Raw genomic sequence first — 12,349 nt, 5'->3', positions numbered from 1 at the left:
CGTCGGCTTTTTGCTCAGATCACCTGCGAGTTTCATTCGCAGGTGACTTTTAACAAGTTACTTTTGCTCAAAATACTTCCATCTTGGTATTTTTTGCTACTACAACGAAATCTTAAGCCTTGCTTGCTTTTTCTTTTTGCGCTTTGTTGACAAGAAAATCCAAAATCGGCAACACTGCCTCATTCTGTTGTTGTTCGGTCACTCGACCCATGCCTCGCGCGGCCATACTCGGTGAAGTTTGGAGTCGCCCATCGAGAACTAATGTTGGCCACGATTCAATTTCATAGTCAGCCATTACGCGACTCGAACGCCCTTGCTTTGTCAAAACAGAAAACGACTTGTAAGCGTTGTTAAATGCCGTCTTATCGATTGTGGTTGTATCGATGAATGCTCGTACCTGATCATCCGTCAGCAACCGATTTCGTTTCACATGATAGGCCTCGAACACCTTCAAATGTAACTCCTCGGCTTTCCCCATCGCATCCAACGCAAAAAATAATTTTTGCTGCGATTCAACCCCAGGATTTAAAACGTGGATTCGCTTAAACGCGATTTTGTCCCCTTGTTTTTTGACCCAGTCAGCCAATACTGGCTCGAGTGCATAACAATGAGGACAGTAATAAGCAAAAAATTCTATCACTTCGATTTTCTTTCCAATATCACCGGAAAGCGCTTGGGGCTGACGGAGCAACTTATATTCCACCCCTAATTCGGGTGCCGCGACACTTGCGAAGACCGAATTCGTCAATACACCGAAACTTGTACCAGCCAACATTTGCGTAAATCGTCTTTTGCTAATTTGCATGTTCTTATCCGTAAGAAAGGTCGTTGAGAATTTTCCAAGAAAAAGCAGTATAAACGGAAATAAGGATAACCGAGTGCGGCTCGCCCCCCTAGATTCAACGGTATGCTCAATCTCCGCGCTCAAACTCTTGTCGCTATCGCAATCGCTTATGTGCTGCGTTTAATACCAAACCAGCCACCATATGCTGGCAAATACAAATGGCCATCTTCTTTTTGCCCAGAGAGTCCATGCCCTGAAAGAGCAATAGCATCTCTTACTATAGGCAACTCAACACGCACTGGGCGATCGCTTAAATTGAAAGCAACAACAAGATCAGGGGCACCCTCCAACTCGCGGCTAAATCCAAGGATCGGCTCGGGCAAATCAAAAAACTGTATGTCACCCCGCAACAACTGTGGAATAGTTTTGCGCCAACGCATGATACGCCTCGTAAAATGCAGCACTGAGTCGACATCCTTTTCCTGCTGATTCGCTGCAAACGCGAGATGTGCCGCAGGGATAGGCAACCAGGGCTTGCACCCTGAGAATCCAGCAAACTCTTCGGAAGCGTTCCATGGGATCGGTGTTCGACATCCATCGCGCCCTTTCGACTCAGGCCAAAACGTCAATCCGACAGGATCTTGCAAATCTTCGTAAGACAATTGCGCTTCAGGCAGTCCCAACTCATCGCCTTGATACAAACAAGGTGTGCCTTTGAGTGCCAATTGCAGTGTTAAGATCAACTTTGCAAAGGCTGGCTTCGGTTCCGCACCGCCCCAGCGTGTCAATACACGCATCACATCATGATTGCCAACGGACCATGATGCACCACCATCTTTCACTCTAGCTTCAAAGGACTCAACCTGCCGACGAAAATGTGCTGCCGAGAACTCTGCGGTCAATAAATTAAAACTATATGCCATGTGCAAGCGGCGTCCGCCTTCGGTGTATTGTGCCATCACCTCAAGCGCGTCATCCGCACCAATTTCGCCGATCGAAATGGCGTGATACTCGTCCAATAGACAACGCACTTTTTCTAGAAAAGCGAGATTTTCTGGTCGCGAATTATCATAAATATGTGCTTGCATGCCGTAAGGGTTTGAGGCTGCGACATTGACTGTATTCTGCTTTGCCGCGACTGGATTATCGCGTAAAGCTTGATCATGAAAATGGTAAATACAGGCATCCATGCGGAAACCATCGACGCCACGGTCCAACCAAAAACGCATATTCGCCAAATGTGCTGCTTGCACTTCTGGGTGATGAAAATTCATGTCAGGCTGACTGGTCAAAAAATTATGCAAATAATACTGACGACGACGTGTGTCCCATTGCCATGCTGAACCGCCAAAAATAGACAACCAATTATTCGGTGGCGTGCCATCAGGTTTAGGATCCGCCCATACATACCAGTTTGCCTTCGGATTATCTCGGTTAAGGCGGCTTTCAATGAACCATGGATGAATATCGGAGGTGTGGGACAGAACCTGATCAATCATGATTTTTAGACCAAGTTGATGTGCACGCTCCACTAGCTCGTCAAAATCTTCCAATCGCCCAAATAAAGGATCGACATTGCAATAATCTGCGACATCGTAGCCAAAATCTTTCATTGGTGACGTAAAGAAAGGCGAGATCCAAACGATATCAACACCAAGATCTGCAATGTAGTCTAATTTTTCCGTGATACCACGCAAGTCACCTATTCCATCCCCATTACTATCTTTAAAACTGCGCGGATAGACTTGATAAATCACTGCTTCGCGCCACCATTCGGAGGTATCGTTTAGGGTATTCTTCATGATTCGGCCTACAAACTTATTTGAAGATCCAACAAAAGCAAACAAAAATGATTGACATGACAGTTTGGCGAAAAACCGCAGGTTTTTACACGGCGGTCTTGGCTGCCGTATCAACACCAAGCAACTTTATTCTATTCATAAAAAAAGCCCCTCACTTGCTCTCGCAAGGAGGGAGCCGAAACTCACGATCGAATTATCCCCTCCGATGTGAGCAAGAAATAAGTTACTAAAAACCGCATGACACAAATTGATGATGCACCAATTTCAAGCTAAGAGCCTTTTCAGGTCCACCATAGCACTCTCTGCATAGAATGACAATTCCTACACCGGCTTAACTATGATTTATCGCGATCACGACACCGGCATAGCCCACTCACTGAGCCGAACTACTTACCGCGGCAGACGCAATACTTGACGCCCCAACACGTTGTGCGCCTGGCCATAGACTGCCAACTCAATCCCTACGTCGGATTCATTCTCAATGCAAATCACGTCAGGCTTAACAGTGATTTTCAACAAAGACTTGCGGAAAGTAATCCGGAATGAATAAGCTTGCCATTGCTTCGGCAAACTTGGATTTAATTGCAATCCTCCTTCGCGTACCCGCACGCCACCAAAGCCCTCTACCACAGCCATCCAAGTTCCCGCCATTGAGGTGATATGCAAACCATCGTCGGTATCATGGTTGTAGTCATCCAGATCAAGGCGAGCTGTGCGTAAGTAAAACTTATATGCCAACTCTTCGTATCCTAGCGACGAGGCCAAGATCGAATGAATGCATGGCGACAATGACGACTCATGTACTGTCAAGGGTTCATAGAAATCAAAGTTTCTCTTCAATGTTTCTTTGTCGTAGTTCGCCTCAAAGGTATAAATACCTTGTAGAACATCGGCCTGCTTGATGTAACAAGATCGCAAAATACGGTCCCAAGACCAATGCTTGTGGATAGGATATTCACCTTGTGGAATAGCTGTCATAGGCAACAATTCCTTGTCCATAAATCCATCATGTTGAATAAACACGCCAGTCTGATTATCACGCGGCAAAACAATTTTGGCAGCGACGTCAGCCCAAATCGACAGCTCGTCTTCGTGCCCACCTAGATGCGTTTTTTCAGCAATCTCTGTATAACGCACTGGGTTACTTTCTTTTACCAAAGCAAGGCATTCCCGCGTGTAATTCAACGTCCATTGTGCCAACAAATTGGTATACCAATTGTTGTTCACATTATTTTCGTATTCATTGGGTCCAGTAACCCCCAACATCACATAGCCTTTACGACGCTCCGACCATTGCACGCGTTGACGCCAAAAGCGCGAGATCGCGATCAACACCTCCAAGCCATATTCAGCTAAATAATCAACGTCACCCGTGTGATTGATATAGTTATAGATCGCAAAACTCATTGCGCCGTTCCGATGAATTTCTTCAAAGGTAATTTCCCATTCATTGTGACATTCTTCACCATTGATGGTCACCATCGGATACAACGCAGCGCCATGTTTAAATCCTAGTTTCGTTGCATTTTCAATTGCACGACCCAGATGTTTATAGCGATAGATCAACAGTTGACGAGCAACTTGTGGATCAGCTGTTTTCAAGTAAAACGGTAAACAATAGGCTTCGGTATCCCAATAAGTCACGCCGCCATACTTTTCGCCGGTAAAGCCTTTCGGGCCAATATTTAACCGCTCGTCTTCCCCCGTGTAGGTTTGATTCATCTGCAAAATATTGAAGCGAATCGCTTGCTGGGCGGCCACATCGCCTTCGATAGTGATGTCGCATTCCGCCCATTTTTTCGCCCAAGCTGCACGCTGCTCCTTGAGCATAGTCGCATAACCTTTGCTGTACGCAGCAGCAGCGGAGGCCTCGGCTGTCGTCTGTATCGTTGCTTTATCTGCGTACAAAGAGGAGATTACAGCGACATACTTAATCAGGCTAACTGTTTGACCTTGTTCAATTGTGAAGTTGACGGTATTTCCGACTAACTTATCTTGAGAAAAAGGGGAAATCGTATAAGACACGTCGTCGCCATCGTGCTCCATAGCGAGCTTAAACGCACAAGCAACATGAAATGCCGTTTTTTTCGTTTCGCCAGTGATCGCTGCGGAACACTGCGCCGCAGTACGCGAGATTTCTACCCAAAATTGCTCATCGTAATTTGAGTCTTGATTGACGACATTCAAATCAAGTAAAGGGACAAAACTCAACTTGCCGCTGAAATTAAGTGCTCTAACAGCGTAGCGAATTACCGCATTATCGCAATCAACAATGCTCGTAAAACGAGTCGATTGCACTTCAATTTGCTTCCCTGAAGGGAGCGTTGCAACAAAACTTCGCTGCAATAAACCTTCTTGCATGTTGAGTACACGCTTGAAGTTAGTCACTTTCGCGCTCGCCAAATCCAATTCTTCGCCTTCGATATTGACGTGAATGCCGATCCAGTTCGTCGCGTTCAAGACTTTTGCAAAGTATTCCGGATAACCATTTTTCCACCATCCTACCCGCGTTTTATCTGGATAATAGACACCCGCCACATAGCTCCCGCGCAAGCTACTCCCGCTATATTTTTCTTCAAAATTAGCGCGCTGGCCCATTCTGCCATTGCCGATAGAAAATATACTTTCGGAGATACGATTCAAAGCAGGATCAAAACCTTCTTCAATAATATTCCAAGGATCTTTTTTGATGTAATCTCTCATGCTATCTCATCCGTATGTTTTTGATGTATTCAATTTCTTGGCGATCACGAGAACCGAGCAAGTACATTTTCAATTCTCAAACCCATAAAATTCGGCACTACAAAATGGGCCTGTTGAAGTACCGCTTCGCTTCCAATTCCCACGACCTTCATAGCAGCATTACGTGCTGCTTGTACACCGGCAACCGCATCTTCAAACACGATGCAATCTTCCGCTTGAACGCCTAGTTCTTCCGCCGCCTTCAAAAAGACTTCGGGATCGGGTTTCGCCTTGCTTACTTTATTGCCGTCAACAATGGCATCAAACTGGTCAAGAAGCTGAATCCGTTCAAGAATTAACACCGCATTTTTGCTTGCAGAACCTAGCGCGACCCTCATGCCGTACTCACGGACTGAGCGTAAAAATTCTGCGGCACCAGGCAAAATTTCTCCTGGTCCGATTTGCTGTATATACTCTAAATACCAACCGTTCTTCCGAATTAATGCCGCATCAAATTCCAATTCGCTTAATTGCTTTCCTCCGAGGCGCAGAATCAATTTCAGAGACTCGATTCGACTCACCCCTTTAAGCTGCTCATTGTCATGCTCGGTAAAATCGAAACCCAAACTATTCGCAAGGCGTTTCCACGCTAGGTAGTGATACTTCGCGGTATCAACGATTACACCGTCGAGATCAAAAATGCAGGCTGGTTTCATTGCTTTACTCTTATTTAAAAAGGGCTCAATACGGCATATTGGCGAAGCTCACTGGCTTTTTTGCGACTGAATATCGAAAAGACCGAATTCAAAGCGCTTTGGATTTGGATTCAGTTTAATTCAAAGCGCTTTGAAAAGTAAAGGAAAAATTTGTCCCGTTTTGTTGTTTTGTGAGTTTTTTAATGCAACCCGTCGATGGCATCAATATCATCCCTGCTTCCCCAGCGAACTCGCCCCCTACCGATGAGAAGAATTCTTTATCGACTTTGCAAGCATATGCTCTCCTCAAATCTCAAACAACTTGGACTCACTTAAGAAGGCTCTCCATGATTCGTTGGTGCATTGTACTTTTGGCGTTTGCTTGCAGAGTTTCTGCACAAACTGCCCCACCCGATTGGCAATTGCCAAATTGGGCGCAGAGGAAATTACCAATACTTGCCCGAGAAAAGCACATAGAATTTTCCACTCGCATCAATCCCTTTGTGTGGCGTGCCGATTTTGATGGCGATGGTGTCGCTGACTATGCCGTATTCATTAAAAGCAGCACAACAGGCAAAGAGGGTATAAGCTTTCTACTTAGGAAAGAAAAATCACCTTTCCTCATCGGCGCGGGGACAGCATTCGGCAATGATGGAGACGATTTTTCTTGGCTTGACCTTTGGTCTATCGAAGATCGCGGAACATTGCAAACCAGCTACTACGAAAAATCCGTCAGACTAAATCGAGATAGTTTACTGGTCGCAAAAAGTGAGTCAGCAAGTGCGCTCATTTATTTCAAGTCAGGCAAACTCATTTGGCAGCAACAAGGTGACTAAGCGGTATCAATTATTGTACCGACATTCTGGGCCTGAGGTAATTTGCTTAACTTCACCACCTATAAAAATAACGATGGGCAAAATTCTGATTGACACCAAATATGTCACTTGGCAACTCACATCAATATCAGAAAAATGGTCATCAAAAATGCACTTATAAGTGTATTAACTTTGTCTTCGATCGAACCGAGGACAAGTTAAGTGTCGCAATTAGCAACGATCTCAATCAATTACTCAAATGAATTGGTCGACGCAATCCAATTCGCTCAATTTGAAAAATATGCCCATCTTTATTGGCACGATGATGTGCCAAGTGCTAAGCTATCCCTTTCTTCATCGAGGGAGTGCGACCATGCAACGAGTAACTGGGATCGGCGGAATTTTCTTCCAAGCGAAAGACGCTCCAGCTTTGCAGGCTTGGTATAAAGCGCATTTAGGAATCGATGTACAGGCTTGGGGTGGCACCTCCTTTAGGTGGGCTGACGCCGATGGCAAACCCGTTGATGGCTCAACGATCTGGTCGATAAGCCCCATAAAAACGGAAGGAATTGGTCCAACTAGCTCCCCGTTCATGATCAATTATCGCGTTGCTGACCTCCACACTTTGGTCAAGGTATTGAAAGAAGAAGGCTGTCAGGTACTAGACAACATGGATGAGTCAGAATACGGCAAGTTTGCATGGGTCATCGATCCTGAAGGCAATAAAATTGAACTATGGGAACCTCCCGCTGGTCAATGATTAATGGCGAATAGGCGCGAGAATACCCCTCGTAATCTCTCATTGCCAATGCGCACTTCCACATTATTCTCCTTATTCTCTAACCAATTTTATGATCGATGCACACATTGCTGGACGCTTATTTGGACACGCTGAACAACGCCAAGGGCAAAGTGGCAGCAACTATGTGACGTGCAAAATCAAAGTCTTAAGCGACGAAGGCGATTCGTTGATATGCAACGTTATTAGCTTTAATACCGCTATTTGTCAGGCCTTATTAGCAGCTGAAGATGGTGAAAGCTTAAGTCTATCGGGTGCCCTCACGCCCAAAGTGTGGACCGATAAGCACGGTGTCGCGCGTCCCGCCATCGACTTGGTCGCACATCGATTCTTATCACAAACAAGCTCCACACCCTAAGCTGACGCTCTCTTCCAGATCCGTCGACGACTTGCTAAGTTCGAGTCACAAATCGCCCTCTGAGTGCGGTATTCGAGACTACCACAAACAATTGAATTTCCGACAAAAGTCCCATAAGATGCAAGCCTCACTGTAATTCCCTCAACTCCGGTTTCACTCAAATAAACGAGGACAATATGTACATAAGAAAAAATTGGGCAACACTGGGTGCAAGTGCCCTCATCAGCCTAGGAGCGTCACAAACCAGTGTCGCTCAGAACGCAAAAACACTCAGTCCTCCAATCGCTGCGAAAGCACAATGGTCTGAGGTGCGCCATGGCGAAACAGTCACGGACGATTATCGCTGGCTACAAAAAAAAGAAGATCCGAATGTCATCGCCTACTTAAATGCTGAAAATGACTACACCGCAGCGCTCACGGCTGGCGTGCAGCCATTAGCGGACAAGTTATTCGCAGAGACCAAAGGCCGCATGAAAGAAACCGACTTATCCGTGCCCGTGCGAAGGGGTAAGTACTATTATTACTCTCGTACGGAAGCTGGCAAACAGTATGGAATTAATTGCCGCCGCCTAGCTGATGCGAACATGAATTACGATGACAAGGCGCCTGAGGAAATCTTACTTGACCAAAACGAACTCGCAATCGGAATGAAATTCTTCATGGTTGCAGGTACGTCGGTAAGCCCTGATGATCGCTATCTGGCCTACTTAACCGATACAACAGGTTATCGTCAATTTAAGTTACAGATCAAAGATTTAAAAACGGGCCAGCTCTTGAGCGATACCGCAGAACGGGTAACCAGCATGGCTTGGGCGGCTGATAACAAAACCATGTTCTTTGTTCAGGAAGATGCAACGACCAAACGTTCTGACCGTTTATTTCGTCTGAGTTTAGGCAGTCAGCCTGTCGAGTTATATAACGAAAAAGTAGAACAATTCGGGATTGGCGTCGGCACGACCCACGATCGTAAGTACATTCAACTGAGTGCATTTGCAACTGACACCAGCGAAACCTGGTTACTCCCCGCTGATCAACCAATGGCGGAATTCAAGACTGTCTTAGGAAGAACAAAGGGACATCGTTACAACGTTGATCACCGCGACGGCCAACTATTTATTCGCACCAATAAAAATGCAAAAAATTTCCGTATCATCAGTACGCCAGTTGGAAAATTAGCAGAGAAAAACTGGAAAGAAATTGTTAAACATGATGACAAAGTGTTGATCGGTAATTATGAAGTTTTCCAAGACTATCTGGCTGTGACAGAAAAGACGCAAGCTCTGAATCGCACACGAATTTACCAATTCAAAACCAAGCAGTGGAAGTCTGTGCAATTCAATGATGAAGTGTACTTAGCAAACAGCGCAGGCACCCCCGAATTTACGGCGACGAAATTACGCATGTCGTATCAATCCCCTACCACCCCACCAATGGTCATGGATGTGAACATGATGACTGGCGAGCGTCAAATCCTTAAGCAGCAAGAGGTCGTTGGCGGCTATGATGCGAGTCAATATCAAGCTCGTCGCTTGTGGGCAACAGCAAAAGACGGCGTCAAAGTGCCGCTTTGGGCTGTCTACAAGAAAGGCGTGAAGTTTGATGGCAGCGCTCCAACCTTGCTTTACTCGTATGGTAGCTACGGGATTTCGACTGAAGCCACATTCTCTCTTAGTCGCTTAAGTTTACTCGATCGTGGCGTGATTTACGTGCAAGCCCATATTCGAGGTGGTACCGATCTAGGCGAACGTTGGCATGAAGACGGCATGCTGATGAAGAAGAAAAACACCTTTACCGACTTTATCGCGGCGGCCGAATATTTGATCCAAGAAAAATGGACAAGCAAAGACAAACTCATTATTCAAGGCGGCAGTGCCGGTGGACTGTTGATGGGTGCTGTGGTCAATATGCGTCCCGATCTATTCAAGGCGGTACATGCAGCTGTCCCGTTTGTCGATGTGATGAATACAATGATGGATGCTAGCCTACCTTTAACGACTGGTGAATATCTTGAATGGGGCAATCCTAACGACAAAGCGGCTTACGACTATATGCGCAGTTATTCGCCATACGACAACATCGAGAAAAAGGACTACCCTGCGATGTTAGTGACGACAGGTTTAAATGATAGCCAAGTGATGTATTGGGAACCGGCTAAATATGTCGCAAAATTGCGCGCGCACAAAACGGATCAAAATCCACTGCTATTAAAAACAAATATGGCGGCTGGGCATGGCGGTGCATCTGGTCGCTATGATGCGATTAAAGAGGGCGCATTCAATTTTGCGTGGATGTTGTCACAATGGGGCATTAATGAATAATCCAAGACTGTAAAGTCAATCATGGAAACAAATAAGCATCTGTTTCTGTGATTTGATCGAATGGAATGCCAGCCACAGTGCTGGCATTTTTTTCGATACGCGAAAACAATAAAAATCAAAAACTAGATTTTTCTACCTAATTCGTTTAGCCTTAGTCGGAGAAAATAATTAAAAATTATTCTTTTTGAATTAACACCATTTGCCGAGAATCGATATCGCAAAAAAATGACATAGCTGAAGTCACCGAATTGAACTATCTCATGCATCGCCAGATCTCCCATTCTGAGATAGCGCCTTTCACTAGACAATGCACAAACGATCGTATTGCAACAATCCCCGGTAACAGAAATTTGGAAAGTGGTGAAAACTAAGATGCAATTCAAATTCTGGGTGATCACTCATCTCGTATTTCTTTGTTGGGTACCTTAGAACTTTCTATCCAAGTTCAAACAGAATGCATTTGTTTTCATGACACGATAATAATGCGCAGAATAACGGGTGGAATAAGAAAAGAATGAACCATCGATATTTCGCACAATTAAATTGGGACAAGTCCCATCCACACAAACTACGCGAGGGCACTCTTTGTCGCATGTAAGCGTCAATTGTTCGATTTTATGATACCCGTTTGAGACTTAATTTTTACTGCAATTCACCATGCATCCTACTGACCCAAAGTACGTGGCCTCTAACCGCCCAGTTAATCGCAGAACGACCTCCCTTCCCAAGGTAGAAGAAAAGCCGCTCAACCCCACCCTCAAGAATCGAATCACTTCGCTTCGAGCGAAGCACGTATTTGGCTTATCTTTATCTGATCAATTAAAAAGACGCACGATTTCGAGCGCATCGAATAAAGTCAACAGCACCCAAATTCTCAACATCTTCTGTCTGACATTTTCTGTATTGGGACTCGTTTTAGCCGCAATCCAACATTCATTTTCGATCGCGATGCTTGCGAGTCTCGGGTTGCTGATCTGTCTAATTTGGATGGGCATTGCACGTGCTCGACATCGTTCAGCATTACAGTACGTTGCGAATTCCACATTCGCCGATGAAGCCATGTTTTTCGACGAATTAAGTCTACTGGCGTTTGACAAAGTCATCGAAAAACTTAGCCTTGCCCAATGCAATGATCACGATCAAATCGCGCAAAGCTCTTCCCAATTAGGTGAGTCATTCGCGACTCTAAAATCACAATTGCTCGCGATCAAAGCTCAATTCATACAAATTCATGAGCTCACTCAACAATCCAATTCTCAAATGGATTTGCCAATCGACGATAAATTCTATCTGAATGAATGTCTTCGTCGATATTTACCTGATAGTCTAGAAAGCTATCTTCAAGTGCCGGCCGATATTCGAAACACAAAAGTGATCGAAAATGGGAAAACTGCGCTAGATTTGTTATTGCAACAGCTGCATCTACTCCAAATGGAAATAGAACATCGTGCGGAACAATTAAGGAAAAACGCCGCAGCGCATTTATTGCGACAGCAGCGTTTTTTAGAAGCAAAAAGTCGAGAATCCCAAACTATCCAATAAAAGCATGCACGATCAATGGTATGAGCTGTACGGTTCTCGCTATTTTCAGTTTATGCAAGCGGTGCATCCTGACTTGATGAAGCGGTCGTCAAATTTGCGCGTTCCATTAATGCGACTTCATGTGCATCACGAATTGTTTTCGCAAGGGTAAATGTCGACGCGATCAAGAATAGCCAGCTTACCACCATGTAGTTTTTTTCCCATGTTGGAATATTCATCCGCCAGAGCCCCCACGCGGTCAATATAATTGCTGCCGCGAATGCAGCCCATACCGTCATGACCCACGATGCTGTATCAATCTGTCCATCGCGATTATCGCGGATCATTTTGGCAACTGCGAAACAGGCAAACAAACTAAAAAACAAACCGAGCGCGACAAATGCTCGATCCAATTCTTGGCCCGGCAACTGAATCGCTCCGGCAGCGCAGGCTACGATGGCAATGCCGAATGATAGCCAAACTTGAAGACGCCAACCATTACTGTCACGCTGCATGATGTATTGTGTGGTCATTTTTCCCTCTCAATGAAATTGTTGATTTGACGAATGAAACGA

General features: G+C 45.2%; 10 protein-coding genes. 5 read left to right on the top strand and 5 right to left on the bottom strand.

Annotation, left to right across the window (positions count from 1 at the left end; translation table 11 throughout):
* Positions 1-112: 112 nt before the first annotated feature.
* The 4 genes from KDM90_RS14025 to pgmB all read right to left on the bottom strand — a co-directional run bounded on the left by KDM90_RS14025 (position 113) and on the right by pgmB (position 5,984).
* A complete protein-coding gene (locus KDM90_RS14025; RefSeq protein ID WP_212676255.1) occupies positions 113-805 on the bottom strand; it encodes a thiol:disulfide interchange protein DsbA/DsbL in 693 nt (230 codons plus the stop codon).
* 146 nt (positions 806-951) lie between these two features.
* Positions 952-2,586 (bottom strand): alpha-glucosidase, encoded by a 1,635-nt coding sequence (locus KDM90_RS14020; protein WP_212676254.1) that lies wholly within the window; start codon positions 2,584-2,586, stop codon positions 952-954.
* 390 nt (positions 2,587-2,976) lie between these two features.
* Positions 2,977-5,289: a family 65 glycosyl hydrolase domain-containing protein gene (locus KDM90_RS14015; RefSeq protein ID WP_212676253.1), complete on the bottom strand. Its 2,313-nt coding sequence runs from the start codon at positions 5,287-5,289 to the stop codon at positions 2,977-2,979.
* 44 nt (positions 5,290-5,333) lie between these two features.
* A complete protein-coding gene (pgmB, locus tag KDM90_RS14010; RefSeq protein WP_212676252.1) occupies positions 5,334-5,984 on the bottom strand; it encodes a beta-phosphoglucomutase in 651 nt (216 codons plus the stop codon).
* Positions 5,985-6,166: 182 nt separating this feature from the next.
* On the opposite strand from pgmB, the gene KDM90_RS14005 reads away from it, so the two are divergent.
* From KDM90_RS14005 to KDM90_RS13985, 5 genes are all read left to right on the top strand, one after another.
* On the top strand, positions 6,167-6,799 hold the full coding sequence (locus KDM90_RS14005; protein WP_212676251.1) for a hypothetical protein: 633 nt from the start codon (positions 6,167-6,169) through the stop codon (positions 6,797-6,799).
* Between the two features lie 352 nt (positions 6,800-7,151).
* Positions 7,152-7,538: a VOC family protein gene (locus tag KDM90_RS14000; protein WP_212676250.1), complete on the top strand. Its 387-nt coding sequence runs from the start codon at positions 7,152-7,154 to the stop codon at positions 7,536-7,538.
* A 91-nt stretch (positions 7,539-7,629) separates the two neighbouring features.
* Positions 7,630-7,935 (top strand): single-stranded DNA-binding protein, encoded by a 306-nt coding sequence (locus KDM90_RS13995; RefSeq protein ID WP_212676249.1) that lies wholly within the window; start codon positions 7,630-7,632, stop codon positions 7,933-7,935.
* Between the two features lie 176 nt (positions 7,936-8,111).
* Entirely contained in the window at positions 8,112-10,253 is a 2,142-nt protein-coding gene (locus KDM90_RS13990) for a S9 family peptidase (RefSeq protein ID WP_212676248.1), read from the top strand.
* 657 nt (positions 10,254-10,910) lie between these two features.
* Positions 10,911-11,795 (top strand): hypothetical protein, encoded by an 885-nt coding sequence (locus KDM90_RS13985; RefSeq protein WP_212676247.1) that lies wholly within the window; start codon positions 10,911-10,913, stop codon positions 11,793-11,795.
* Between the two features lie 50 nt (positions 11,796-11,845).
* On the opposite strand, the gene KDM90_RS13980 is transcribed toward KDM90_RS13985, so the two are convergent.
* A complete protein-coding gene (locus KDM90_RS13980) occupies positions 11,846-12,307 on the bottom strand; it encodes a YiaA/YiaB family inner membrane protein (protein WP_212676246.1) in 462 nt (153 codons plus the stop codon).
* Positions 12,308-12,349 lie beyond the last annotated feature (42 nt).

Source organism: Affinundibacterium fentianense (genome assembly GCF_018139545.1).
Classification (GTDB): Bacteria; Pseudomonadota; Gammaproteobacteria; order Burkholderiales; family Burkholderiaceae_D; genus Undibacterium; species Undibacterium fentianense.
The sequence above is the reverse complement of the archived record's forward strand: the minus strand, read 5'-3'. Positions and strand labels throughout refer to the sequence as shown.

Coding starts and splice junctions, on each gene's coding strand:
- KDM90_RS14025 (WP_212676255.1), bottom strand. CDS start 805: ATGCAAATTAGCAAAAGACGATTTACGCAAATGTTGGCTGGTACAAGT.
- KDM90_RS14005 (WP_212676251.1), top strand. CDS start 6,167: ATGCAACCCGTCGATGGCATCAATATCATCCCTGCTTCCCCAGCGAAC.
- KDM90_RS14020 (WP_212676254.1), bottom strand. CDS start 2,586: ATGAAGAATACCCTAAACGATACCTCCGAATGGTGGCGCGAAGCAGTG.
- KDM90_RS13995 (WP_212676249.1), top strand. CDS start 7,630: ATGATCGATGCACACATTGCTGGACGCTTATTTGGACACGCTGAACAA.
- KDM90_RS14000 (WP_212676250.1), top strand. CDS start 7,152: ATGCAACGAGTAACTGGGATCGGCGGAATTTTCTTCCAAGCGAAAGAC.
- KDM90_RS13985 (WP_212676247.1), top strand. CDS start 10,911: ATGCATCCTACTGACCCAAAGTACGTGGCCTCTAACCGCCCAGTTAAT.
- pgmB (WP_212676252.1), bottom strand. CDS start 5,984: ATGAAACCAGCCTGCATTTTTGATCTCGACGGTGTAATCGTTGATACC.
- KDM90_RS13990 (WP_212676248.1), top strand. CDS start 8,112: ATGTACATAAGAAAAAATTGGGCAACACTGGGTGCAAGTGCCCTCATC.
- KDM90_RS14015 (WP_212676253.1), bottom strand. CDS start 5,289: ATGAGAGATTACATCAAAAAAGATCCTTGGAATATTATTGAAGAAGGT.
- KDM90_RS13980 (WP_212676246.1), bottom strand. CDS start 12,307: ATGACCACACAATACATCATGCAGCGTGACAGTAATGGTTGGCGTCTT.